The organism is Planctomycetia bacterium, from assembly GCA_016795155.1.
In the GTDB taxonomy this organism is placed as follows: domain Bacteria; phylum Planctomycetota; class Planctomycetia; order Gemmatales; family HRBIN36; genus JAEUIE01.
The window spans coordinates 74,256-100,429 of sequence record JAEUIE010000002.1 but is presented as its reverse complement, the minus strand read 5'-3'; the positions used below and the strand labels follow the sequence as shown (position 1 = coordinate 100,429).

The 26,174-nt window shown below is 49.9% G+C and carries 22 protein-coding genes and 1 tRNA gene; 5 read left to right on the top strand and 18 right to left on the bottom strand.

Annotated features, from left to right (window positions below; all coding sequences use genetic code 11):
• Nucleotides 1-214 precede the first annotated feature (214 nt).
• The 4 genes from JNJ77_00445 to JNJ77_00430 form a co-directional block, all read right to left on the bottom strand.
• The gene (locus JNJ77_00445; GenBank protein ID MBL8821027.1) at nucleotides 215-2,707 is read right to left on the bottom strand and encodes a serine/threonine protein kinase; all 2,493 of its coding nucleotides are present in this window, start codon (nucleotides 2,705-2,707) and stop codon (nucleotides 215-217) included.
• A 97-nt stretch (nucleotides 2,708-2,804) separates the two neighbouring features.
• The gene (locus JNJ77_00440) at nucleotides 2,805-3,347 is read right to left on the bottom strand and encodes a hypothetical protein (protein MBL8821026.1); all 543 of its coding nucleotides are present in this window, start codon (nucleotides 3,345-3,347) and stop codon (nucleotides 2,805-2,807) included.
• 24 nt (nucleotides 3,348-3,371) lie between these two features.
• Nucleotides 3,372-3,443: transfer RNA gene (locus tag JNJ77_00435), tRNA-Thr, on the bottom strand.
• 61 nt (nucleotides 3,444-3,504) lie between these two features.
• On the bottom strand, nucleotides 3,505-4,338 hold the full coding sequence (locus tag JNJ77_00430) for an SDR family oxidoreductase (GenBank protein MBL8821025.1): 834 nt from the start codon (nucleotides 4,336-4,338) through the stop codon (nucleotides 3,505-3,507).
• A gap of 61 nt (nucleotides 4,339-4,399) precedes the next feature.
• Here JNJ77_00430 and JNJ77_00425 point away from each other — a divergent pair, with 61 nt between their 5' ends.
• Nucleotides 4,400-5,683: an acetyl-CoA hydrolase/transferase family protein gene (locus tag JNJ77_00425; GenBank protein MBL8821024.1), complete on the top strand. Its 1,284-nt coding sequence runs from the start codon at nucleotides 4,400-4,402 to the stop codon at nucleotides 5,681-5,683.
• Nucleotides 5,684-5,854: 171 nt separating this feature from the next.
• On the opposite strand, the gene JNJ77_00420 is transcribed toward JNJ77_00425, so the two are convergent.
• The 4 genes from JNJ77_00420 to JNJ77_00405 all read right to left on the bottom strand — a co-directional run bounded on the left by JNJ77_00420 (nucleotide 5,855) and on the right by JNJ77_00405 (nucleotide 8,874).
• The gene (locus JNJ77_00420) at nucleotides 5,855-7,261 is read right to left on the bottom strand and encodes a fatty acid desaturase (GenBank protein ID MBL8821023.1); all 1,407 of its coding nucleotides are present in this window, start codon (nucleotides 7,259-7,261) and stop codon (nucleotides 5,855-5,857) included.
• Nucleotides 7,262-7,433: 172 nt separating this feature from the next.
• Entirely contained in the window at nucleotides 7,434-7,634 is a 201-nt protein-coding gene (gene rpsU / locus JNJ77_00415; protein ID MBL8821022.1) for a 30S ribosomal protein S21, read from the bottom strand.
• Nucleotides 7,635-7,826: 192 nt separating this feature from the next.
• Nucleotides 7,827-8,378 (bottom strand): DUF1801 domain-containing protein, encoded by a 552-nt coding sequence (locus tag JNJ77_00410; GenBank protein ID MBL8821021.1) that lies wholly within the window; start codon nucleotides 8,376-8,378, stop codon nucleotides 7,827-7,829.
• A 67-nt stretch (nucleotides 8,379-8,445) separates the two neighbouring features.
• Nucleotides 8,446-8,874 (bottom strand): amino acid-binding ACT, encoded by a 429-nt coding sequence (locus tag JNJ77_00405; GenBank protein MBL8821020.1) that lies wholly within the window; start codon nucleotides 8,872-8,874, stop codon nucleotides 8,446-8,448.
• Nucleotides 8,875-9,158: 284 nt separating this feature from the next.
• Here JNJ77_00405 and JNJ77_00400 point away from each other — a divergent pair, with 284 nt between their 5' ends.
• Entirely contained in the window at nucleotides 9,159-10,037 is an 879-nt protein-coding gene (locus JNJ77_00400) for a PEP-CTERM sorting domain-containing protein (GenBank protein ID MBL8821019.1), read from the top strand.
• Nucleotides 10,038-10,048: 11 nt separating this feature from the next.
• On the opposite strand, the gene JNJ77_00395 is transcribed toward JNJ77_00400, so the two are convergent.
• Nucleotides 10,049-10,255 (bottom strand): zinc ribbon domain-containing protein, encoded by a 207-nt coding sequence (locus tag JNJ77_00395; protein ID MBL8821018.1) that lies wholly within the window; start codon nucleotides 10,253-10,255, stop codon nucleotides 10,049-10,051.
• A gap of 402 nt (nucleotides 10,256-10,657) precedes the next feature.
• On the opposite strand from JNJ77_00395, the gene fusA reads away from it, so the two are divergent.
• Nucleotides 10,658-12,793, top strand: a complete 2,136-nt coding sequence (gene fusA, locus JNJ77_00390) for an elongation factor G (GenBank protein MBL8821017.1) — start codon at nucleotides 10,658-10,660, stop codon at nucleotides 12,791-12,793.
• Between the two features lie 154 nt (nucleotides 12,794-12,947).
• Here fusA and JNJ77_00385 read toward each other — a convergent pair whose 3' ends face one another.
• Together JNJ77_00385 and JNJ77_00380 are read right to left on the bottom strand one after the other, a co-directional pair.
• Entirely contained in the window at nucleotides 12,948-13,631 is a 684-nt protein-coding gene (locus JNJ77_00385) for a hypothetical protein (protein ID MBL8821016.1), read from the bottom strand.
• A gap of 65 nt (nucleotides 13,632-13,696) precedes the next feature.
• Nucleotides 13,697-14,779, bottom strand: a complete 1,083-nt coding sequence (locus JNJ77_00380; protein MBL8821015.1) for a nucleotidyltransferase domain-containing protein — start codon at nucleotides 14,777-14,779, stop codon at nucleotides 13,697-13,699.
• Nucleotides 14,780-14,974: 195 nt separating this feature from the next.
• On the opposite strand from JNJ77_00380, the gene JNJ77_00375 reads away from it, so the two are divergent.
• A complete protein-coding gene (locus JNJ77_00375) occupies nucleotides 14,975-15,556 on the top strand; it encodes a hypothetical protein (GenBank protein MBL8821014.1) in 582 nt (193 codons plus the stop codon).
• Nucleotides 15,557-15,622: 66 nt separating this feature from the next.
• On the opposite strand, the gene JNJ77_00370 is transcribed toward JNJ77_00375, so the two are convergent.
• Nucleotides 15,623-16,873 (bottom strand): hypothetical protein, encoded by a 1,251-nt coding sequence (locus JNJ77_00370; GenBank protein MBL8821013.1) that lies wholly within the window; start codon nucleotides 16,871-16,873, stop codon nucleotides 15,623-15,625.
• A 293-nt stretch (nucleotides 16,874-17,166) separates the two neighbouring features.
• Here JNJ77_00370 and JNJ77_00365 point away from each other — a divergent pair, with 293 nt between their 5' ends.
• A complete protein-coding gene (locus JNJ77_00365) occupies nucleotides 17,167-18,480 on the top strand; it encodes a neutral/alkaline non-lysosomal ceramidase N-terminal domain-containing protein (protein MBL8821012.1) in 1,314 nt (437 codons plus the stop codon).
• 270 nt (nucleotides 18,481-18,750) lie between these two features.
• Here JNJ77_00365 and JNJ77_00360 read toward each other — a convergent pair whose 3' ends face one another.
• The 6 genes from JNJ77_00360 to JNJ77_00335 all read right to left on the bottom strand — a co-directional run bounded on the left by JNJ77_00360 (nucleotide 18,751) and on the right by JNJ77_00335 (nucleotide 26,149).
• Nucleotides 18,751-20,400: a LysM peptidoglycan-binding domain-containing protein gene (locus JNJ77_00360; GenBank protein MBL8821011.1), complete on the bottom strand. Its 1,650-nt coding sequence runs from the start codon at nucleotides 20,398-20,400 to the stop codon at nucleotides 18,751-18,753.
• A gap of 105 nt (nucleotides 20,401-20,505) precedes the next feature.
• Nucleotides 20,506-20,841: a hypothetical protein gene (locus JNJ77_00355; GenBank protein ID MBL8821010.1), complete on the bottom strand. Its 336-nt coding sequence runs from the start codon at nucleotides 20,839-20,841 to the stop codon at nucleotides 20,506-20,508.
• An 82-nt stretch (nucleotides 20,842-20,923) separates the two neighbouring features.
• Complete coding sequence (locus tag JNJ77_00350; GenBank protein ID MBL8821009.1) at nucleotides 20,924-22,495, bottom strand: HAMP domain-containing histidine kinase; 1,572 nt, start codon at nucleotides 22,493-22,495, stop codon at nucleotides 20,924-20,926.
• A 115-nt stretch (nucleotides 22,496-22,610) separates the two neighbouring features.
• Entirely contained in the window at nucleotides 22,611-23,195 is a 585-nt protein-coding gene (locus JNJ77_00345; GenBank protein ID MBL8821008.1) for a response regulator, read from the bottom strand.
• Between the two features lie 422 nt (nucleotides 23,196-23,617).
• Nucleotides 23,618-24,283, bottom strand: coding sequence for a Uma2 family endonuclease (locus tag JNJ77_00340; protein ID MBL8821007.1), 666 nt, complete (start codon nucleotides 24,281-24,283; stop codon nucleotides 23,618-23,620).
• 93 nt (nucleotides 24,284-24,376) lie between these two features.
• The gene (locus tag JNJ77_00335) at nucleotides 24,377-26,149 is read right to left on the bottom strand and encodes a proline--tRNA ligase (GenBank protein ID MBL8821006.1); all 1,773 of its coding nucleotides are present in this window, start codon (nucleotides 26,147-26,149) and stop codon (nucleotides 24,377-24,379) included.
• Between the last annotated feature and the right edge of the window lie 25 nt (nucleotides 26,150-26,174).

The following is a 26,174-nucleotide window of genomic DNA, read 5'->3' as shown; positions in this document are numbered from 1 at the left end:
CAGGGAACTGGAACCTGACGGAGTGCCTGCGAATAACAACCTGTTCGCGCTTCCATCCTTGACAATTCTGATCCAACGGATTTTGATCGATGTCCCGCTGCTGGTCGAAGATTTCACTTCCATTTCAGCGCTCGGTGAGGGCTTGTTTTTTTCAGCCACGGCTAGCTCCTTTACTGCATGAACAGGCGTTCACAAGATTCTTCACTGCCGACAATCAGCGGGTTGCTGATTTTCGAAGAACAGTTAATTGATCTCGATATTCTTTCAGTTTTTCCTGATTACCGGAACTCTCAAAAAGAGTGACCAGATTTTCGAGAATCAGAATGGTTTTGTCATTGTTATCACCGAGGGTTCCTTTGCAGCCTGCATAAGCATCCATCAGGAGTTTCTCTGCTTCTTCAAATTTTCCTTGTGTTGTCAGACATGCACCGTAACCCTGAATGGCGGCCAGTGTTTCATACGACACGGGGCCATTGATTCTCTTCATGATCGGAATGATCTGAACGAAAATCTGAATTGCTTCGTCGTATTGCTTCAGATTGAAGTACACACTCGCCAATTGTGTCTTGAACTTCAGAGTATTGGGGTTTTCTGCTCCCTGAGTTTTGTTGGAAATGGCTACCACATCCTTCATGATGCTGGCAGCTTCATCCAGTCTCTTCATGGATTGAAGGGCATACGCATAATTATTCTGTGTTGTCAGTACCTGAGGATTTTCCTTGCCAATTAAACCGGGAAGATAATCAAGCACTTCCTTTAACATGTTCAAAGCAGTTTCATTCTGACCGACATCCACCATCAGGCTGGCCAGTTCACGCTGAGTATAAAGCGTATCCACATGGTTCAGGCTGAGCTTCTCCTTCTGTAACGCGAAAACTTCCTTCAATAATTGTTCAGCCTGCAGATATCTGTTCGTATAGGCATAGGTATTTGCCAATAAAGTCTTAGTCTGTAACGACAGCGGATCATATTTACTTCTGGTTGCTGAACACAACGTCAGAACATCGGTTAGTATTCTTTCGCCCTGGGTAAATTCACTCAACAGAATGGCCACATGCCCCAGTTCAAAAAGTGCGGTCAGCCTCTGTTCATCCTGCGTGCCATTTAACTGGAGAAACAGCTTTTCAGCTCTCTCAAAATGCAGACGTGCTTTCTTGAATTCACCAAGCCCCTGGTACGTCTTGCCGATGGTTAAATGTATTTCCGCTTGAAGTTCCGGGTTGTTTGCAAACTGCTTGCTGACTTTTACTGCTGCATTATCCAGTGCCTGCAACACGGTAATGTTGCTGACGAAATTCTGTTCCGGCTTGATCTGAATATGCGGATCCGCCTCACTCAGCACTTCTTTCAGGAAGAAGTGATTCACGGCCTGCTTCCTGTCCACTGCCAGGTCAGCACGCTGCTTTTCCCGGTAAGCCCGATACCAGCCGACGCTGGAAACGATCGATCCGATCAGCACGGTTGCAAGGAACAGAGAGGCAATAAGTACCTTGCCGCGATGCTTGTGGAGCAGCTTGTAGACCCGATAACTCATGGAAGGCGGGCCAGCTGAAATCGGCTCATCTTTCAAAAAGCAAACAACATCTTTGCCCAGTTCATTTGCCGTTCCATATCGGCGATTACGATCCTTCTCCAGCGCCTTCATTACGATCCAGTCGAGTTCACCGCGCACCATACGTTCCAGCTTCAATGGCTCCACGCGCCGCAGGGCAGCAATACTGGGCAACTGATCACTCGAATGAATTTTGGTGCTGGGCTTGGGCGGTTCTTCTTCCCGGATGATGCGCATCACTTCGTTGTACGCTGCATGCTTTAACTTGGCGCGCTCAATGGGTGTTTGCCCGGTCAACAGTTCATACAGTATCACACCCAGAGAATAGATGTCGGCACGCGTATCCACATCCAGGTTGTTGACCTGGGCCTGCTCGGGGGCTGTGTACTGCCAGGTACCAACGATCGTACCGAGTCGGGTATGAAACGATTCATCCAGCAACGGCTGATGCAACGCCTTCGCCAGTCCGAAATCAATGATCTTCGGGATCGGCTTATCATCATACATCCCGACGAGTATGTTGTTCGGCTTCAAATCACGATGCACGATACCCTTCTGATGAGCATGCTGCACACCCGAACAGATTTTTTCAAATAATGACAGCCGTTCCTGCACTGAGAGCTTGTGGTCGTCGCAGAATTTTGTGAGAGATGATCCCTTGACCAGTTCCATCACAAAGTAAGGCAAGCCTGTAACCGTCGTGCCTGCGTCATAAACCTTGGCAATGTTTTCGTGAGCCATCAGTGCCAGAGCCTGTCGTTCCAGGTTGAAACGGCTGAGTATCTGCCGGGAATCCATACCAGGCTTAATAATCTTGAGTGCTACTTCCATCCGAAGTTCGGTAATTCGGTTGGCACGATACACGCTGCCCATGCCACCTTCTGCGATCAGTTCAATAATTTTGTACTTCTGATCTATAATGGTGCCCGCTGGGTATGCGGTCTGTTGGCTATGAGTTACTGGTTCAAATTTTGTGGTGCCATCTGGCACCGGAGTGGCATATCGTTCATGAGCATCAAGCATGCCCTTAATGTAATCCAATGATTCCTTATCGTTTTCACATGCCTGCTCAACGAATTGATACCGTTCCTGAGCTGTGGGCTTTGCCAATGCTTCCAGAAAGATATCTTTGATTTTGATGACATCCAAAGCCATAGCATGACCTCTTCAAGCCTGCTACTTACATAAGCGTAATTTCTGACTGAGATGTCAAAAGAAATCCAGAAAAATACCAAATTATTGTATTTGCAGCTTAATCTAAAGATTTTAAAAGCCAGGCTCGTCCGAAATTCCAGAGATCCTTTGTGAAAGAACGAGTCAGTTGCATCAAATCTGCTATCTCGTCAATGCTGTATCCCTGACAACGCTTCTCTACTACCAGCGCTGCTTGATTGTCAACGGCTGCTAATCTCTCGAGTTCTTCTCGGACAATAAGTACTTCCAGAAAGAATTGTTCCTGACGTGCATAGTTATCCACCAGAGGAATCTTGTTGAATTGCCCTCCAGCCTTGATGGTTGACTTATGTCTAGCTCGATCTATCAGGACATGCTGCATGATATTAACAGCAGTTCTTAGAAAATGCTCTGCATCTTTGAAAGGCTGAGGCTTCTCCGGTTGCAGTAATCGGCATACTGCTTCATTGATCAAACCTGAAACATCCAGACTCTGTCCTGGATTTTCATGAGAAATCTGCCGGGCTGCTGCTTCATGTAACTGGTCGTAATGTTCCAGAACCCATCGTTTTATCTGATGATGATCAGTGGGGGATGGGGAAGACGGCTCTGGGGAGTTCATACGCTTCCATAACAGACCTTCGAAAGCTAGTGGAGGGATTTGAACCCACAACCTACGGTTTACAAAACCGTTGCTCTACCGTTGAGCTACACTAGCAAGTCATCATAGTTTAGCAGCAAAACCCCATTCGCACAGGGTACCTTTGCATCCACCGAAATCACTTTCCTGGCGACCTGCCCGCTTCCATATTCCAAGTCAGTTCCATCGGTTCTGAACCAGGCACACAGGCATATCCGGAAAAGTCCGTCACTCCTGCATGACGTAGCACCGTTTCATCAATCAATGCCTCGCCCTGATAACGCGAAGGTTGTTCCTTCACAATCTCATACACTGCATCAGCCATGATATCTGCCTTCCGCCACAGGCTTGGATCGCCCAGTCCGAAATTGATGCTCGCCTGGCTTTCGATGATCGTCTTAGGCCAGAGCGAATTAACTGATATCCCGTATGGTTTTACCTCCTCTGCCAGCCCTTTCGACAGCATGGTCATGCCAAACTTGGAAATCATGTACGCCACCCGGTTCGCCAGCACGCTGTAATCAATCGGTGGTGACATATTGATGATGTGCCCCGATTTCTGCTGCATCATCGCTGGCAAGACCAGTTGTGAGAGCACGAATGATGCCCGCACGTTCACTTCCATGACCAGATCGAATTTTTTCGACGGTGTTTTCTCGACCGGATACCACCACAACGCCCCGGCATTATTCACCAGAATATCGATCCTTCCAAAGGTATCCATTGTCTGTTTTGCCAGGCTTTCCAGGTCTGCAGTATCTCGCACGTTGGTTCGCACCGGTAAAGCCTTTCTGCCCAGCTTTTCAATCTCTGCTGCCACTTCCTGCAATGTCCCCGGCAACTTGGGATCGGGTGTTACCGTTTTGGCGGCCAGCACCACATGCACCCCTTCGCGGGCCAACTTCAATGCCACAGCACGACCAATGCCCCGACTTGCCCCGGTTACTATCGCCACCTGATCACGAACTGACATGGTTCTCTCCAGTATTTCCATTTAATGTATCATGTCGAGCGCATTCCTTCAGGACAAAACTATGGCATCAACACTGACCGATGCTGTCACACCTGCCGAAGCAATAGAAGTCTTGCGAAGCGGCATGAATCTCTTCATTCACGGCACTTCCGCCACGCCCACTCCGCTACTTGAAGTATTGTGCCAGCGAACCGATCTGCATGACATCACTATTTACCATCTGCATCTTTGTGGCCCGGTACCTTTTGCTGATCCAGAAATGCAGAATCGCATGCGATCGGTTTCTCTTTTCACCGGTCCGGGGCTGCGACAGGCTGTCGAAGAAGGACGCGCCGACTACATCCCTATTTTTCTTTCGGACATTCCTCATCTGGTCCGCTCCGGAAAAATCCGTATCGATGCCATGCTGTTGCAACTTTCTCCACCCGACCAGCATGGCCACTGCACGCTGGGAACTGCGGTAGAAGTGGCCCGTGCCGCTGCTGATGTCGCTCCCATCCTCATCGCTGAAATCAACGATCAGATGCCTCGCACGCATGGCAACACGGTTCTGCCACTGAGTCGACTTACACGGTTCACACACACCAATCGACCGATGCATGAAACACATGGTGAACCGGAATCCAGCGTTGAGGCCCGCATTGGCGAACACATTGCTGAACTGGTGGAAGATCGCAGTTGCCTGCAGATGGGGATCGGCGGCATTCCCAACGCCGTACTGACCCGGCTGAAAAACAAACAGGACCTGGGCATTCATACCGAAATGTTTTCCGATATGCTGCTTGACCTGTTCAACGCGGGATGCATCACCAACCGCTACAAAGCCGTTTACCCACACCGCATTATCACCAGTTTTGTCATCGGCACCCGCAGATTGTTCGACTTCGTTCACGACAATGCCATGATCGAATTTCATCCCTGCGATCATACCAACGACACATCGCTGATTCGGAAAATTGACCGACTGGTGGCTATCAATTCAGCTCTGGAAATCGATCTCACAGGCCAGGTCTGCTCTGATTCGATTGGCCATCGCATTTATTCAGGCATTGGCGGACAGGTTGATTTCATTCGCGGTGCAGCCTTCAGCAAGGGAGGCAAACCCATCATCGCACTGCCCTCAACCGCGAAAAAAGGTGCCATTTCCCGCATTGTTCCAGAATTAAAACCGGGTGCAGGAGTTGTTACCTCACGAGGTCACGTTCACTGGATTGTTACCGAACATGGCGCAGTCAATCTGCACGGCTTGACGTTGCGACAGCGAGGCGAAGCACTGATTTCGATTGCTGAACCTGATTTTCGTAGTGAGTTAAGGAATACCTTGAAAGCCATTAGGCATTTTTAATTGTGGAATAGGATTCTAATCCTGTTCGCGGTTACAATGCACAGCTTTCGCTCGACGAAGTCAAGATTGGAATCTTGACCCACAAAAATGTGAGATACGTTTTAACGTGTAATCGGCAATAATACGCCAACACATCGCTCGGCGCTGTCACGATACAATCGTGACCCACGCTTAACTCACCACTTCCACTGCTATTGCCTTCGACTTCAGCGATTGAACTGCCTGCGAAAGTTTCTCGACAGCCTGGGTCCATGCTTCGGATGCAGCCAATGCCGCCTGGTGGATTCTCTGCTGTGCCGAATCTGCGGCGTATGATGCAAATTCCCCACTGGCCTGAATGGCAACTGCTGCTGAATGAGAAGCCTGTCTGGCCAGTGATGCAGCACTTTCCAATGCGTGAAACAGGGTTTCCGCTGCAGTATGTGCAACCTGGCTGGCAGAATCTTTCAGTGACGCAGACGACTGTGATGCGATTTCCGCTGCATGGATTAATGCCTGATGTGCCTGTTTCGCCTGGGCTGCGGCCGATTCAGCCATATGCGAAAGCGAGGTTCCTGCACCAGCAGCCAACTGTCGAGCTGATGTTGCCGCCTGCGATGCAACTTCCGCTGCATGGTTCAGCGAAGAAAGCACCGAATGTGCTGCGGTCTGCAGAGAAACCATTGCCGGTACAGGCACTGGTGCTGCTTCAATAACTGGTGGTGGCTTGACAGGCTCAACCAATGCTTCCGGCTTGGGGTTCTTCTTGGTTTCTGGCACGCCACGAAGATCCCACACCAGCCCACACCACGACAGCGTTTTCAGCAGGTAATAGCTGATATCAAACTCCCACCAGAAGAATCCCTGATTGGCTGAGCTCTGGTAGTAGTGATGATTGTTATGCCAGCCTTCACCCAGGGTAATGAGGGCCATCAACGCGCTGTTTTTGCTCTTGTCGGTAGTCTTGTATCGAACGTTGCCGATGATGTGGCAGAACGAGTTGATGCAGAACGTTGCATGGTAGGTGATCACCGTGCTGACAAAGAATCCCCAGACCAGGCCACTCAAGCCGCCAACCAGGTAGCTGATGATAGCCAATGTTAAACCAGGTACCCAGTGGTTGCGGTCAAGCCATTGCAGTTCAGGATACTTGGAAAAGTCACGAATCGCATTCCAGTCGGTGTGAACGTAATCATCAGAAAGCACCCAGCCGATGTGTGACCACCAGAGTGTATCCACATGTGGCGAATGTACATCTTCTTCATGATCTGAATGCAGGTGATGATGCCGATGATGACTGGCCCACCACAGAGGCCCCTTCTGCATGGCGGAACAGCCCAGCCAGGCCATCACAAACTGGAACCAGCGGCTGGTCTTGTAAGCACGGTGCGAAAAGTATCGATGGTAACCTGCAGTAATGCCAAACATGCGGAGCACATAGAAGCCGATACACAGGCCGATGGCTGTCGGCGTAGCATGCACATCAGGCAGAAATACCAGAAGACATGCCAGGTGCATCAGAATGAACGGGATGTTCTTGAGCCACGTGGGCCAACCAAAGATGGCTGTGTGTGACGTATCACTTGTCGCTGAACTCATATGGCAGATACCTGGCGATTCAATGCAGAAAAAAGGCGGGATAACACATCATACCATAAACCAATTCCAACTTCGGGAAATGGCTCTGGCAAATCATACTTTTACTGCAGCAATTTTTCAATTATAAAATCACATGCCCCTGTGATGAAATGCACAAGGGCTTCAGCTCTATCTAGTTGCCTGCCAGTTGACGTGCTTTACGAATCGCGGAACGCTTGCGGAGTTGAGCACGGCGACGAAGTTCGCAAGGCTTTTCGTAATGTTTGCGCTTACGCAGTTCTTTGAAGATACCACTACGTTCCAACAGCTTTTTGAATCGACGCAAGGCAAGCCCGATTGGCTCCTTGTCATTCACTCGCATCCGCAAAGGCATATACACTCCGGTACAAATACCAAGTCCACCTGACCTCTCAGGAACAGTGCATCATAGTATAAATCACGTTTTTTGACAGTCATCCAGTACAAGATTTCTGATTTCATTTGAGAAAAACTACACCGACGTGCTTTTCCAGTTCAACAAAATTGCCGTAAATACTTACGATTACGTCATTTAACGACGTCATGTCTATGATTTCGCTACCCTTTTCTTCACCGCTTTTACTTTAGTTTTTGTCTTCAAAGTTGACCGTGGTTTTACCGTTTTTCCGGAGGTAGCTTTCTTGTTTTTTGTTTTAATCGCTGATTCGTAATACTCAATGTATTTCGATGCTGTCACTCGCCTGAAGGCTTCACCTACCACTTCCAGTGGCACATCTTCCACCTTGGCAAACCTGATACAGCATTTCCCCATGTTGAGTTTCTTGCCGGCTTTGGTCCACGCTTGCTTCAGCCACTTTTCTTCCGGACCATTTTCATAGCAGCACATCATGTAAAGTGAAATGTAATTCTTCTGCGAAGCCAATCCTGCAAAAGGCAATGGCTGTTTCGGATCGCAGTGATAGCCATCGGGGAATATACGATGTGGCACATAGTAGCCAATCATTCCGTACTGCATTCCCTCCTCGAACTCGTTGTCGAGATTCGCCAGGATGACTTTTCGCAAAGTCTCCAGCGCCTCTCGACGATCTTCAGGCAGAGAGGCCAGATATTCCTTCACTGAACTAGCTTTGGATTGCATTGTTTATACCAGGAATGAGAGTGATCCTGCGTCTATCATTCCGCAGGATCACTTATCATGAACACTTTTAGAGCTTCAGTGCCGCCAGGGCATTGACAGCCTTGGCAGTATCATCAGGAGAATCGCAGGCCACATAGGCAACAAATTTGCCCCCAAATGCGGTCATTGTCAGACTTCTCAGATTAATGCCGGCGTTCGCCAGACAGGATGCAAGGCTATGTGCCAGACCTGGTTTGTCTGAGCCGTAAATTTTGAGCAGAATCATGTCATTGGCTTTGTGCAACTGAACTGCTTGAGCAGCTTTGGTCTGAGCCGGGCCAGTGATGGGCGCTACGAACAGTTCACCCTTGCCAATTTTGTTAGACAGTCGTCGCGAAAGGATAAATTCCAGGTGTGCACCAGCCTGAGAAAGGGGTTCCAGAATGCCTGCTGCTCCACCCGGCTGATCAGGTATTTCACAAGACCAGACCTGTACGCGATCCAACTGAAAGTCCATGACGCTGTCTCCTGAACAAGGCGGGAAATCATCCCGCACAGTTGATTTCTTCAGTCGCCCTCATTGTTACATTCGACTGACGATTTTGCAATGGTTGAATAAAGAGTTCATGTTGATATCAGCCTTCTTGAAAGGAGCGGGAAGCTGAAAAATCAGCCCGCAACTTTTTAACCTTTTTTCCAGAAATTGCTTGCACTGCTGTTCCTATCCATTAACCTGATCAGTGCTATGTTCGTCGTCTGGTCTTACACACTTCTACAGGGAAGTCAGAAGCTATGAAATACATGATGGTTCGAGCAACGTTATTCAGTTTGCTTCTATGCCCGGTTATCTCATTTGCTCAAACAGGTGGCTCTCAGACAGATGGCAATGCCAACTTTTTCCGTGGCAATGCCCCATCGTTTGAAACTGCAACAGGCCCCACTGTCGATTTTCGACCTGAGGGAGGGGCAACTACCGATCATATGTTCGGCGGGTGGTGGTACTACCGCGTCAGCGGCGATACACGCGAACGGCCATTCGGCATCTACACCAACAGTGCAGGCGGCGCATTAGCCGGCTCCAGCACCTACACTGGCAACACCGCTACTTACAACTGGTCGGAAACTGACTCTGCAGCAGTAGTCCGTTTCAATGCCGTTTACACTTCGGTACTGACTGATGGCCCCACACCAGGCTCTGCAACGCTCGCCAATACATTTTCCATCACCAATCCAGGCAGCGTTCCTCTGGTCATCTCTTTGTTCAACTATGCAGACTTTGATGTCAATGCTTCGTCAGGCGGAGATTCGGCGACAGGAAACATCAACAGCATGACCATTACGGAAGGATCAACTTCCATCGTTTTCAGTGCAGCCAATGCCAGTGCGTTTCAGGTAGCTGCCTTTGCCGCCATCCGTGATCTTCTGCTCAATGCCAATGCAGATAATCTCAATAACTCTGGTTTGCCTTTCGGCCCCGGCGACTTCACCGGCGCCTACCAGTGGAACCTGACAATTCAGCCCGGCGCTACGGTTGATGTACAATCAACCTGGGCCATTTCCGTAGCTGTACCAGAGCCTGCAATGCTGGCAAGTTTTGGTGCAGGAATTTTTGCCGCCGGATTTGGTTATCGCCGTTGGCGATCAAAACAGAAACGTCGCGTGGTACGCAGCCGAAGTTAAATACTTTGGCTCTATAGCCTGCAACATCTCGGCGAACAGGGTGGACCTTCAGTGGAACACCCTGTTGCCGTTTTCACCTGTGGAGCTGCAGGAAGGCTGATATGCCGGTTCACTTCTTCCCCATCACACTGTGGGCAGTTGACCTTTTCCTCCAGCGAGGAAACCAACATCTCAAAGTCGCTTTCACAGGATCGGCAAGTGTATTCATACAGTGGCATGATCTTGTCTCCTTTTGAAAGTTTATAGCTGTACCACGAAAATGGCAGAATAGGATTCATTATAACCTGTTTTTCCGACGAGTTGTACCCATTGCTTCATGCACTCTTCATGTAAACTACTGAACCTCCTCCACTTCACTTTTCAGGTCTCGCTCTTATACTTATTTCATCTGGTGAACCGTCGGCCCCACTTGCATTGGCGAGCGTTAGTATTCTCACCCATGTTGCACATCAAGTCACCAGAAGCAGTCTGCTTCGTCTATTTCAGATGATGTGCAGGCCGCACAATGACTAACCTGACTTCACGATGGCTGCGGGGAACGACAGCCAGGCGGGAGTTTATTATTTGGCTCGGTCCGTATTTCATCGGGTGATGTCAGCCCGTGAGAGCGGACAAGGAAGATGAAGCACATGTCGATTAATCAGTTACGTAACATTGGAATCATCGCTCACGTGGATGCTGGTAAAACCACCACTTCAGAACGCATTCTTTATTATGCTGGCGCCAAACACAAAATGGGTGATGTGGATTCAGGAGATACCACCACTGATTTCGACCCTGAAGAAGCAGCTCGTGGCATTACCATTTACTCCGCTGCAGTGACCGTCTCCTGGCGAGATCATCAGATCAACATCATCGATACTCCAGGCCACGTCGATTTCACTGCAGAAGTCGAACGCTCCCTCCGCGTACTCGATGGCGGCGTGGTTGTCTTCTGCGCAGTGGGTGGCGTTGAAGTACAGTCCGAAACCGTCTGGTTCCAGGCCAACAAATACAACGTTCCCCGCATTGCCTACGTCAACAAACTCGATCGCATCGGTGCCGACTTCTACAACGCTGTCAAGGAAATGGAGGAAAAGCTGCAGGCCAATGTGGCTCTCTGCACCATTCCTGCCGGCCAGGGGCCTGCCAATTTTGAAGGCGTTATCGATGTCATTCGCATGAAGATGATCTGGAAAGATCCGGCTGATCCCAAGCACTGGAAGCTGGAACTTCGCGACATTCCCGAACAATATCAGCAGGAAGCTCATGATGCTCGCGAAAAACTTCTCAATGCAGTCTCGCTGCATGATGATCACATCGCGGAAATGCTGCTCGAAGGCAAACCCATTCCAGAAGCTGATCTGCGCAAAGCCATTCGCAAAGCCACGCTTGATATGAAGCTGAACCCGGTTATTTGCGGTTCCTCGTTCAAATATCAAGGTGTGCAGAACCTGCTCGATTGTGTCATCGACTTCATGCCCAGCCCCGCAGAACGTGGCTCGGTCATGGCTCAGGTTCCCGGCAAAAAGGAGCAGGTGGAACGCAAGCCTCTGGAAACCGAACCCCTTTCTGCACTCGCCTTCAAAACGGTTGCTGAACCGACAGGCGATGTGGTTTATACCCGCGTGTACAGTGGCAAGCTCATTCCCGGCACCACCTACATGAATACCACCAAGAACCGTACGGAACGCATCAGCCACGTATACCGCATGTTCGGCAAGGAACGCGAACGACTTGAATATGCCGGCCCCGGGGAAATCGTCGGACTGGTCGGGCTCAAGGAAACCCAGACTGGAAACACCCTGGCAGATGAAAAGAACCCGGTCATCCTTGAAGAAATCCGCTTCCCTGAACCGGTGATCAGCCAGGCTCTGGAACCCGGCAAGAACACTGATGAAGGCAAGCTCTCTGAAGCCATCGCCAAGATGGTGCGTGATGATCCTACGCTCCGCTGCGTGACAGATCATGAAACCAATCAGATCATCATCTCCGGCATGGGTGAACTCCACCTCGAAATCGCTGTTCACAAACTCAAACGCGATTTCAAGGTCGATGTCAATATCGGCAAACCTATGGTGAGTTATCGGCAGACCCTGGCCAAGGCTATTGAGCAGGAATACAAGCACGTCAAGCAGACAGGTGGTCGTGGTCAGTTTGCCCGCATCGTGTGCCGGTTTGAACCACTGAGCAAGGAAGAACGCGAAGCCATTGAAGCTGAACTGATTGAGAACGGCGAAAAGCCCGATCCCAATGGTCTCTATTTTGTCGATGAAATCGTCGGTGGCGTCGTCCCCGGCCAGTACATCCCTTCTGTGGAAAAAGGCTTCCGCGAAGCATGTCGCAAGGGCACCAAGTACAAGTTCCAGGTGGTGAATGTGAAGTGCACGCTATTCGATGGCAAGCACCACGATGTCGATTCATCGCAAATCGCCTTCCAGGTAGCTGCGGAACAGTGCCTGCAGGAAGCTGCACGGAATGCCGGTATTGTGCTGCTCGAACCGATCATGGAAGTCAACGTGCAGTCACCCGGCCAGTACATCGGTGACCTCACTGGCGATACCAGCCGGCGACGAGGCGAAATCCTCAACTCTGGTCTCGAAAAAGGTCGTGCTCAACTGCATGCCTATATCCCACTGGCTTCGCTGTTCGGTTACAGTTCCGATCTGCGAAACTTCACTTCCGGAACCGCCAGCTTCAGCATGGAGCCTAGCCATTATGCTCCGGTGAAGGAAGAACTGGCAGACATCCGCCCCGACATGAAGAAAGCCGGATAAGCTTCTTTACGGAAAAACCACACCAGGCCCTCAGTGAAATCTGAGGGCATTTTATTTGTGGAACATGATTCCAATACTGTTCGCAGAGATAACACGGTGCTTCCGCTCGACGTTGTCAGAACTGGAATCCTGACCCACATAAATCCAATCAGTATCAGCACCACTCTCGAACCAACTGCAACTGACCAATCATCTCTGCATTACCCACGGGCGTTTCCAGAATGATGGGCACATCAGGAAACCTCTTGAGCCACGGGGCAAACACTTTGATGCTGGCGACCTGCAAAGGTTCATGGCTGAACTGATCATTGACCGTACTGACATGAAACTCGCAAAGCCTGTCCGCAAACGCCAGCAGCAGTTCCTGAGTCAATGTCATCGTCGGATCGATCTGCCAGGCGTGGCCTGTGTCAAAACAGAACCGTGCCTCGGGCAGTCTTTCAAACACCGGCAACAACTCTTCCACTGTCCTTCCGTCAGGCTTTCTGCCATCCATGTTTTCAATCACTGCAAGTGGACCAAGCTCTCGCCAGATGCCCCAATCGCTGATCGCATCGGGATGCAGAATGATCGGGAATTGTTTCTCCACCACCAGGCTAAGAGCCTCTCTGATTTCCTTCTCATGCAGTCCATGAAACTTGCTCGGAGCATGAAAGGAAACATACTGGAATCGAGTCAGATCTATTTCATCCAATGCCTGCAACGCTTCACGCAATTCTGACACACGCAGCGCGGAAATCTCTACCGCCTGCACATTCACAGTGCGCAGTATCTCCAGCGCCTGCCCGCAATGCCCAGGTGCCAGGGAACCAGTGGAAAACCCGACGGCTCGATTCAAAACTGCTCCCTATTCTCCCCTCTCCTTTAGAGAGAGAAGGGTTGGGGGGAAGGGGGTTAGACTCTCTAAAACAATCCATAATGCATGGACAAATCGCCCAGCCGTACATGGTCATGAAAGAACAGGTTGACCAGCCCCTGGTGGAACTGTTTTCCCAATGCCCGTGCTTTTTGAAAACCCGCATCAGTTTCCGCCTTCTCAGGATCCAACTGACTGAGTTTGGTTCGCTGATCGGGATCACGCAGGATGCCGAGAAACTCGTTGTAGGCATCAAAGAGCATGCGGTTGGTCGCTGGCCTGCCAAACTGCCGACATGCTTCTGCCAGGGTATCAAGTGGCCCCTGAGTACTACGCAATCGCAGATACTCCACCAGTTCCTTGACCGGCGCCTGCTCAGTTTCTTCCGTTGAAAACAGATCACGGAAACGTAAACGCAGTTCAGGGTGAAGCTGAACATCGCAACTGAAACAGAGCAATAGTCCGGCCGTAAAGATCAGCTTGCGGGAAAAACGCAGTTTCAGATGTCGGAGTGCCCAGCCTTCACCAGTCCGATCACGATATTTGTTGGCATAATCAACACACATGGTTCGCCAGTACCGCACCACATCATTACAGAGAAACCGGGGTACACGCAAAGGCACATTGCGGGTAGTCGTCATCCGCGGATCGTTTGTCAAGTAACGCTGCAACACGCCATCCACCACTCTGCGATGCGTATCATCGCGATCTACCGCACGCGATTCGAGCAGCAACAGCAGACGCTGGGTCAGATTGCGATTCGAATCCTCCTGTCCGCCAATCTCATGCACCAGGTTATGGCTGATGGCGAGCTTGCCAAAAAGCGCTGTAGGCCCAGGCTGCTTGAAGCCATGCTCTGCCACCTTACGCGCCAGCCGATTCGCCTCTGCAGCATGCTTCGTATCCACCGGCCCATCAATCAGCAGAGTCCAGTCGAGGTCGCTTTGGCTGGTCCACTCCCGCCGGGCCAGCGATCCGAAGATCACCACACTGATATCCCGTGATTCCGTATTCTCGGAATGCACCAGTTCACGAAACTTCTGCAACTTCTGGTGGGATTCCTGTATGGAGTTGAACAGGTGCTCCCAGCGTGCTCCACATTGTTTCTGCAAGTCTTCCAGGGGCGACATTTCTGTTCATTTCTCCTTGGTAGTTATCAACATGGAAAAACACCCCGTCAGCATCAAGTGAACAGAAGATTTTGTACACCAAACGTCCTCGAAACAGGATTCTGGAAAAATTCTTTTTACATCTGTCACAACAATAGCAGTCAGCGGTACAGGATGCAGACGAAGCCAATCACCCCACAAACCAAGGAGTTTAACATGTTCATGCTTCGATTACTGTCTCTGTGTGTTCTCTCTACTGGCATGCTCGCAGGCAACAGTGTTGCTGACGAGGGCAAGGCCAGCAACAAGCCAGTCGTGACCAAGCCTGCATTGAAAGATGCGGCATCTAAACCGGTAGCGGCTGAAGACGAATCACCAAAACTGGAAAAAATGGTTAAGGAAATGGGTGTGACTTATGAAAAGAAGAAAGATACCAAAACCGGAGCTACCTATTTCCTCATCAAGGAATATGGCCAGGATAATTACTTCTTTGAAATTGAAGAAAGTAAAAGCAAAAACTACACCTGGGTTGTTCTGCCCTGCACGAAAGCACCTGAATCAGGTATCCCTGGCGAAGTGATGGAAAAGCTACTCGTCGAAAACACCCGCATGGGCACCGGCTTCTTTGTCTACTACCCCACCAACCGCATGATCATGTTGAAGATGCCTCTGGCTACCGCTTCGCTCGACGCCAAAAGCCTGAAGCACAATATCAACTGGATGCTCAAGGATGCCAGCCGAACCCGACAGCTCTGGGATTCCACCGAATGGAACAAGAGCACCAGCAGCAAAGAATAAGACTTCCTATAAGATGAACAGAGTCGCCAGGCCCCCAGGCGACTCTGTTCTTTTTGCTTGGCGCTCTCATTCCCAGTACAACTTGACCACAAGGTCATCACCTGCTGGATCATCCGTTGTCGTTCGACCTCCGTCATCTTTTCCATTTGGCCCAACGCTGTAGAAGCGATATCCCATGTCACTTTTGCTGTAAAGGAGAAGCTGGCGGCTGAAGAGATCGGCGGGGGCGGCTTTTAGATAGGTCGGAGACAACTTCGCCAACGAATCGGGGTAGCTTCCGTGATCGGCACGGTAGAGTTCCAGGGCAAGAGCAACAAACACATTTCGTTGACGTTGTTGCTGTATCTCAACAGCGTTGTTCACCTTGAGCACTGCGGGTAGCAAGAATGCGAAAAGAGTGTCAGCCTGATTGTCGAGCGATTGTTGATCGATTACTTTTGCATCCAGTGGTTGGCCGCTTGCTCGCTTTATTACACCGTTTTTCGCTTCAATTTCCATCAGCAATTGAAGTCGTTTTTGTCTATCAGGTTCACTCAATGCAGCAACCAGTCGATCCCAGTTGGCATTGATCTTTTTAAGAGGCAAATCCCAGTTAATCTTACTCAGCGCTTTGGATGCCTCGGGGGATTCAGCGGGTTGTCGTCGCGCCAGGAGAAACGTATCCAACAGATAGCATCTTTCACCGAGATCATACTTTGAAGATAATGATGGAAGCGGCGGCAATTTCTCAAGATCATCGAGACACTTCTTCAGTTGCTCTTTGGAGAGTTTCGCTAACTGAACAAACGTGATGGCAGCTTCACCAGCAAGATTATTCACAGCGATCACGGCAAGAAAATCGATAGTTGTTGGCGCCTGGGCAAATAACCGGCACAATCGCATCACTGTAAGTATGTCTGCCCACGCTGCTGCGGTATTGTTCTCTCCCGTGTTCAACATCGCCCTGGTAAGTAACAGATCACAGATAGCTCGATTCTGGGCGAGACTGGGGAACCCCGCTGTCATCAGGCTGGGAGGCAGATTAAATTTTGCCATCTCAGGGTCTGCAACATAGGGACGGTAATAGTGTTGTCTCTTCGATGCTTCCTCAATTATCCCTATAGGTGACTTGTTGACTTTCAGCCATTGGACTACAGAAGGATAATCAATCTTAGACCAGGGAATACGGGTATGGTCAGCAGAAAAGTCATTCACCAGATTATTCTTCTTGATAAAGTCGGGGTAACTGATGATGTAAGGATCATCAGCAGCAGATGGAAACGCTGTAAAGACGGTTATTACAAGCGCCGTACAAGCAGGGAGAACTTTTAGTTGCATGATGATCTCAATATTGCAAGGTTTTTAACGTAGGATTTATTTTACGTTGATATTGAAACGTTCACACTATGATTCGTTACCCGTGAATAGAGATTTCATCAGGTAATGTTGGAATACCCTTCTCGGAGATTTACTTTAGAGCATTTAGCTAAGTGATCTTCGTTTTCTACCCTGGAGGGCGAGGGGGTACTTTTTGTTAGACGCAGCAAGACTTCCCATAAGATGAACAGAGTCGCCAGGCCTTCTGGAGACTCTGTTCTTGTTTCCACGTCTCCCCGATTGGAAATGCAGTCATGTTCTTTCGATTTGCTGGCGCTGTTGCAATTTTAGCCATGTCTTTCGTCATCCCTGTTTCACTCCATGCACAATCAAAAACTCTGGAAGCTGGAATCGCCCGTGTTGATCTGACGCCACCCCTTTCCATGAAAGCATCGCTCGGGGGCTACGGGGCCCGCATGAGCAAACCAGCGGAAGGCATCCACGACCGTGTGTGGCTCAAGTGCATTGTCCTGCAGCAGGATGGAAAACGACTGGCGCTGGTTACTGCTGATTCGCTTTGCTTCCCCCCACCGGTTCGACAGGCGGTGATGGCTAAACTGAAAGAAAAGCAGGTCAATGTAGATGAGGTCATGATCCTGCCCAGCCACACGCACAACAGCTTCGATCTATTTGCACTGCATCCCAAGAACATTTTCCGCATTCCGCAGATTGGCATCTTTCAGCAGGCTGCGTTTGACCATGTGGTTGCCAGGCTGGTTGATGTAGTAGTGCAGGCTAACAACAAATTTCAACCCGTTAAGACGGGCACAGGCCGCATCGATTTGACAGGCTGGAACCGCAACCGTCGCAAGGCCAATATCTCCGATCCTGATTTCACCATCACCCGTATTGATAATCAGGAAGGCAAACCGATTGCTGCCCTGGTCTTCTGGTCAGCACATCCCACGTTTCTCTCTGCAAGGGAAATGCAGTTCTCCGGCGACTGGCCTGGCCAACTGCAACGCACTCTCGAAAGCCTGATCGGCCCCGGTGCAACGGTTATGTTTGTCAACGGCGCCCAGGGCGACCAATCCCCTACCCCACGATACTACTCTGGTGAATCCAACTGGGAGAAAGCGGAAGATTATGGTCGGGATATCGCCATCCAAGGCTACAACCTCTGGCAGAAGATCACTCCGACGGAGAATTCACCTCTTGCCTGGAAGCGGCAAGTTTTTGCATTGCCTAAGCGCAGCGTGCACAAGGATTTTCTCAAATCAGGCGGACTGGAGTATGGCTTTGTCGATAAAGCACTCGACCCCATCCTGATGTCGCTTTACCCCACGGAATCACAAACGCTTTCCGTCAGGCTGGGCGACCTGCAGATCGTCGGTGTGCCCGGCGAAATGATTGCACAACTCGGCATGCAGGTGAAGAAAGAGGTGCAACAGGCTACCGGAGCCAAGTATGTTGTCATCGGCGGCCTGGCTGATGAATGGATCAGCTACATCCTTACCAGCGCAGAGTACAACAAAGGCGGCTACGAAGCCACCATCAGTTTCTACGGCGAAACGCTTGGTGAAACTATTGTCGATGCGGTGATTAAGAATGCATCTGAGTTGAAATAGAATGGTGACACAATAATTCGGCCCACAGTATAAATATACAGATTTTCACTATTTAATGAAATCCTGTTCATATTCTGGCCATGGGCAAGATTCCAATCTTGACTGCCCTTAAGAAAGAACGGGGCGTGGTACTCAGAAACCCCATGAAAACAGGCGCGCGCACGAGGTGCTGCAGGTGGCCGATTCTGACCGTGGGTTAAGATTCCAATCTTGACTGCGGAGAACAACGTGTTGATGATGCGAACAGGATTGGAATCCCGTTCCACACTCTTACTTTTTCGCATCTGCTGGCAATTTCAGAATCATATCAGGACGCAATTCCGTACTTTCCCGAAACTGATCTTTATTCAGCGAATAGATTTCCGACCAGCGGTAGCCATCTCCCAGCGTTTTCTTGGCTACCTCAAACAGTTGCTCACCTTTGCCTACGCGGTAAGTAGGCAAATTAGCGTCCTTGGCTGTTTTTTCCGCTGGTTGTGCTTGAGCCATCGTAGCAGCATTTCGCTGGTTGAATGTACTTGGCGTCAGTCGTCGGATCAGCTGAGGATATCTTTGATCAAGGATTTCGCGATTGGGTTTTGCCACCCATTCGTTTGGCTCAGGCTGATCCATTTTGACGAAGCCTTCTTCCTTGTTGTAAGCAGCCAAGGCAACAGCATAATTAGTATCGCCATACAATCGCTGACTCAGCGAAGAGAAGGTTTCACCTTTCAGTGCCCGTTCGGTAGGGATATAAGTATCCCGCACGACTCGTCGTTCACCCAGTGTGTTAGCTGGAGCAGTGACAGTGCTGCCACGTCCATCAGCAGAAAGCGGAATGATGGGTGCCGGGGCTCCAGCACTATCCGCCCATCGCTTTTCTTTGAGAGATGCTTCGCTTTCCGTCATGGGCTTACCCAGCGTTGCTCGTGGAGCCTGTCCTCGCAATGCATCATTTTCGGGTGTTGCAGCAGGCTTGATGACAGTTTCAGGAATATCTTTGTTGGTCAGAGGCATTGCAGGAGCAGAAGTCGCCGCAGGCGATGGTACATTCAGCGATAGAGATGGTGCTGGATTTGACTTTGCATCAGGTGCATTAGCTGCGGTCGATGCTCCTACTGCAGGCACTTCAGGTGGCTTGGGCAGTTCCTGGCTCTTGCTTAATTCTGATTCCTTCGGCTTTGCAGCATCCGACATAGCAAGAGAAGGTGCGCCGGTCGGTGCTGGCGGCAACTTCAAATCAGGCGCTGATGATGCAGCTGGAGCAGAAACATCCGATTTTACGGTGAGATCGACAGGTTTTTTCTCGTCCACTTTCACTTCCGGCGGCTTGCCTGCTGCTGGTGCTGGTGGTTTATCATTCTTGTTAGCCAGATCGAGTGCAATGACAGGCGCTGCCGCCAGTGCTGCAGCAGCAGGCAACTTGCTACCCGGAGTATCAACTGGAAGTGAGGATCTCGATGCTGTTGCACCTGCAGTTTCCAGCGGCTTGTTGTCAACTGGTGGAGTCGGCGGCTTGTTGTCAGTCGGCTTCTTATCGAGTGCTGTAAAATCGAGTGTAGGCATTGCCGGTGCAGTATTCACCGGCGGTGGTGAAACTCCGGCTGGTGGCGTTCCATTGGCGCCTGTCAGCATCAGGTTGGGCGAGGAATTGGCTCCAGGCACATTGGTTGCAGTGGTCGATCCAGCATCCATGCTTAAGCTTGGTGCAGTGCTGGCAGTTGATGGTGCTGGGGGTAATGGTTTATTGCCCGAGTTGGCAGTCGATACATCTGCCTGTGTTTTGGAATCTCCAGCAGGCGACGTCGATTGTGCCTGTTGCTCGCCGTTCAGATATTGCTCTAATTCATCGGGATGTTCGATCCGATAATAGAGTACACCACCCACCAGGGCTAGAAAGCCTACTGCCAGCAACATCCCTATCTGCATATCGCGTGACATGACACGCCTCCATGCGAGCCTGATGCGTGAGAATATCCCACTGCAAACAGCCTAGGAAATAGCATGTCATGCCAATTTGGGAAAGATCAATCTGCTACTTCGACGTTATCGGCTCTGCACTTCCCGCTTCGTCGTTTCCGCAATCGTCTTCAATTCTTCCAGTACATAGCCGCAGAGCATCATCGCTTCAGTACCCGATTGTTCCAGCTTGGCCAGCATATTCTGTAGTGCCAACCTGGTGGGAAACGCACTGCGTTTGCGGACAGGCCTGCTGAGATCACGAAATTCACCTGTAGTGGGCAGCAGATTCTCTTTGAAATGCTCCGCCAGATCGCGGGCACATTTCTCGACATGCGTCAGGTGTTCCCGCAATGTCATTCGCTTGGTAGGCTTTTCTATCTTCATAGCATCACCGTGAGAAGAGAGTATGCGATCCATCACGGAATAATCTGCCTCATATTCACTAGGCTACAAATTACTTCCTTTATCAAGCAAATAATTCTCATTTTTCTGGAATCAATAATTATGCTGATCGTTTTTGCTGTTTGTGTATACCACGAACCGGCTTCATGGGAATTTCGAACAGAAAACAGGTCGGCTTCCCGGGATGATTTATTAATTTGATCTCACCACCATGCAGTTGGGCAATACGCCAGACTTTGGATAATCCAAGCCCCACTCCTCTTCCTGCATTTCTTCCAGAGTAAAAGGGGTCAAAGATATTATCCTGCAGCGGTGCAGGCACTCCAGGGCCGTTGTCTTCCACCTGAACCTGACATCGGCCGTGCTGTACCTGAGTTGTCACACGAACCCAGCCACCGGAAGGTGCTGCTTCGATAGCATTGTATACCAGACATTTTACTGCCATGCTCGCCAGCGAAATATCACATACCATACTGTTTTTGGCAGGGATCGGTTTCAACTCCAGCTTAACCCCTCTACCGATAGCATGCTCCTGCATGCTTTGAATCAATGGCTTGATCCATTTATGGATGGCTATGGACTTGTACACCGGTTCAGGCGGACGAGCATATAACATCAAGTCCCGCAGCAAAGTGTGAATGCGCATAGTCTGTCCGATGATGCGTTCCAGAGCCTTGGCACGATTCAGATCTTCTTCGCCTTTGAGCAGGTATTGCGCCTGCCCACTGATCACAGCCAGCGGATTATTAATTTCATGCCCTGCTCCGGCTGCCAGTTCGGCAACAGCGGTCAGTTTCTGTTCACGCAGCCTATCGCCATCCAGTTGTTGAACACGAGCTAACCTGCTGTGCAAGTCTTCTACTTCCAGTTCCAATTGCTTCACTGTAAACGAGAGAGTGGCAGCAGGTTGGTGCTTGACCATCCGAAGTGTCCGAATGAGCATTTTGGCTGCATCGGATGACATCGTGGAACTAGAGGGAGTTGCATGCTGAAATGCCTGCAGGGCGAATTCCTGCTCCAATTCCCAGGAAAGTGTGAGTTTCTGGCAAGCTGCCTTCCCAAGATTCTGCAGTTGCGGAGTTTTGCTGGCTAACCCAATGGCAGTTTGCAGCAACAGCGCCCAGCGTTCTGTTTCATGACCTTTGGTTACATCCACTGGTAAATCGAGTCTTAACAGCAGTTCTCTAAGCCAGTGCGGACAGGTAGCCCGACGAACCAGTTTCCTGGTCAACACATTACCATCTTCATGATGAATCTTTTTTTCCTGCTGGCTGTAAATTAAAGCCCCAAGCTGTGTCAGTTGTCCCAGACAATGTGCCATCTGCACATCCATGCGCAACTGTTCAGCTATATGCTCTGATAATGTGCCAAGATATTGGCTTTGGCGATACGCTTTCTGAGCAGAGTTTTTAGACCAGTCAGCAAAGCCTGCGAGAGCTGGATCAAGAACTGTGTCAAGAAACAATGAAATATCGATGCCTTGTTTTAAATGGAACAGGGATCGATCAATATTTAGATCATGATGATGAGTAAAGAAAAACCAACCTAAAGATGGATCACTGCGCAATAATTGTGGCCAAGGCAGAGAATCTCCCCTGGCCTGACCTTCCGCCAAGGCTACTACGGTCTCCGCCAGCGGAGGAATCCAGCACTGTGGCGTGGTCGCATCCATGCGGACCTTTTTTGAGAATCAAGTAGCTGGTTGCCAGAAGCTAGTAGACGGGATGGGTTAACGCACAACGCGCTAACCCATTGGTTGATAACCGAAGACCATATTTCAGCATGCATTAAGCCGATGCTGACAGTGCTTCAATTTCGAGCTGCACACACATGCGATCAATGAGTTCTTCCACTTCGAATGGCTTGTGCAGGAAGTCATTGGCGCCACTGGCCTTCAGGTCGGTAATCTTGTCTTCTTCGATCATGCCGCTGATGCAGATGATGCGGACATCATCCAGCGATTCATCGGAACGAACGCGTTGACAGACTTCCTTACCGTTGATGTCAGGCAGCATGACATCCAGAATGATGAGATCTGGACGGTATTCCTTGACCATCATGCCTGCATCAAAACCATTGTTGGCCGTGCGAACTTCGAAGCGTCCATCGTCTTCGAGCACTTTCTGAATCATCTCGACCAAATCGGGATCATCATCGACCAGAAGCACTTTCCGCTTGCCTGATTCCAAGGCATCAGTCGGAATGCCGTTGTCTCGCATGAAGCGATATAGGGCATCACGGGGGATTCGGCGAAATCGGGAACCTGGGACGCGAAATCCCTTGAGTTGGCCATTATCAAAGCAGCGAATGATAGTCTGCTGGCTTACCTTGCAGATTTTCGCAGCTTCGCCAGTCGTGAACACAGTCTTCATAACACACCACCCTTTTCCAAACGCAAGAGTCTGGTAGGACTCGCTTCAACACCTGGCGCCATTGCCTGTTACGGCAAGTGCACCAGCCTCGTCCGTGAACACGGCCCTTGCAGTGCTGCAAGTGCCAGAGTTAAAGCACCGGCATCTACCTTGATGCCAGTTGACAGCCGGGCTGTCGTGACCCCGAGAGGTCGGTGTCGTGGCGTGAAGTCGATCCCAGTAAGGAAACATAGCTCAGGATTCTTCATCCTGTCGGCTTTACCGTCCTTACCACCGGCGGCGATTGTAACCATGTTGCGGATTGTGTCAACACGAGTTGTAACCCGTGGATTACCCAGTCGATAGGGGTTTCGTTGGCTTGCCTAGATTGTGTTGTGTTGCCGCACCACACTGAGGTAATTTCAATTTCCAATTAAGTATTTTCAGGAATGCTGGAGTTTAACACTTCGACGGTCTCTCGTTTCCTGTTCGATAAGAAGTCGGAAAGAAGTGCCGAAGACTACCGATTTTACCCAAGCTTTTACTGGTTTAACCTGCACGTAGCCCTTCAAGGTATGACGATAAATAAGCAGAGTGGGCGAAGCCAATCGACTATCGACCAACCAGTATTCCTTGATACCTGCCAAGTGATAAAAATGTTTTTTTATTTTCTGATCTTTCAGCGTACTGGATTTGCTGATTACTTCCAGCACCATATCAGGACTACCCAGAAGCACCAGACTGTTGTCGTTCTGTTGTAACTTAACCCGGCCTGTCTTCCAATTAAGTTTTGAAACAAAGATGCCATCAGGTTGACTGGAGAATTCGAGATCGGGACGACTCATCAACATGCCATCGGTGAAGTAATCCCCCAACCCCATTTGTTTCACCCAGGGGCCAAGGATGAAAGCTATTTCGGACTTGATCGTATTGTGAAACAAGGTTTCCATGGAAGCATCTATCCAGAGATGATCGCCGAGATATGCATACTTTCCCTTTTCGGGAGCATCCTTGGAAGTGGCCCAGCGCAAGAATGAAGCGTTGTCCGTGATCCCGCGAGGGATACGAATTTCAGCATCATCAAAACTGGCAGCAAAAAGCGTTGACATCTGGTCAATTGTAACCCATGCAATGGGTGGTGCACAAGGAGAGAACTTCAAATGCAGCGTGTCTCCCAACGAAGTTTGGCAAAGAGCGTGATCTTACTTCCACTTTGGCGACTTATCCGCCTCTGCTTTCAATGCTGCATGTAATTTGGAAATTTCCGCCTTCAATGCCGAAATGATCTCAGCCAAGGGCACCAGCGTAAAGTCCTTTCCTGCCTTGCGATGCTTGAGTTCCACGCCGCCTTTTTCCAGCGACTTGTCTGAAATGGTGACACGCAAGGGAATTCCTCGCAAATCAGCGTCGGTGAATTTCACGCCTGCTGCAGCATCACGATCATCAAACAACACTTCGATACCTGCTGCCTGCAGATCTGCATAGAGTTGCTCAGCTTGCTTCCTGGTCTCTTCCTTCTTGGCAAGCAGTACCAGATTCACTTCAAACGGTGCTACACTGATGGGCAGCGCCAAGCCATACTGATCACGATGTTCTTCTGCTACGCAAGCCAGCAAACGACCTACCCCAATGCCATAACTGCCCATGACGATGGGCTGCAGCTTGCCTGATTCATCGGAAAAATTGCAGTTCAGTGGAATGCTGTAACGCACTCCCAGTTGGAAGATATTACCTACTTCTACCCCACGCACAAGTTTGAGTGGCTTGCCACTTTCAACACTTAGGAACCCATCCTGAGCCAGTGCAATGTTACCGACAACATCATGAGTAAAGTCTCTACCTACATTGACATTTTTGTAATGAAACCCTGCTTCGTTGGCGCCACTGACCAGATTCGTGCTCTTTTCGAGAAGATCGTCAAGAACAACTACTGCTTTTCCTTTCGCAATCCCGATCGGCGAAGCATATCCAGGAACCATACCAACAGCCTGTATTTCTTCTGGATGTGCCGGACGGGTTGAAAGTGCCTTGACTTTATTAGTCACCTGCGTCTGATTGACTTCCATATCACCCCGGACGGCAGCAGCTACCAGCTTTTCAACTTTTCGGTCCCCCTCCTGGAAAGTGCCAACAAAAAAGACCATCTTCATCGTTTGTTTTGCATCAACCTTCAGGAATTTGGCTAAATCTTCTATCGTTGGGCAGTTTGGGGTAAGCACCTTCTCCATACTGGCTGGAGAACCACCATCATGTGGTGTCTTGACGAATTGTGCCACTTCCTGATTGGCAGCATAACCTGCTTCGTCAATAACTAAAGTGTCTTCGCCTATAGGGGTGACATACATGAATTCATGAGCGACTTTGCCACCCATCATGCCCGTGTCTGATCCAACAGCAATCACAGGTAAGCCTGCTCTTGCATACATGCGGAAATAGGCATGGTAGTGTTCCGCATACTGTTTCTTCAGTCCAGCTTCATCTTTATCGATTGAATAGGAATCCTTCATGGTGAATTCGCGGACACGAATAAGCCCGCCACGAGGACGTGCTTCATCACGAAACTTGGTCTGAATCTGGTAAACGAGCATGGGAAGCTGTCGCCAGGATTTGACTTCACTAGCACAGAGCACACCCACAATTTCTTCGTGGGTCATTCCGAGGACCATATCGCGATCCTTGCGATCTTTGAAACGTGCCAACGACTCATCAATTACCTGCCAACGACCTGTCTGCTGCCAAGGCTCTGCAGGGTGCACCACGGGCATGGTCATCTCCTGACCGCCGATGGCATTCATTTCTTCACGAAGTATCTGCTCAATTTTTCTCATACTGCGATGAGCCAAAGGCAAATAGGAGAAAATTCCTGCAGCCAATTGCCGAACGTAACCGGCACGTAAAAGCAACTGATGACTGACGATATCCACATCAGCTGGTGCTTCACGGAGTGTTTCGCCAAACAGATGTGATACGCGCATGGATAATCCTTTTCGTTCGTAATTC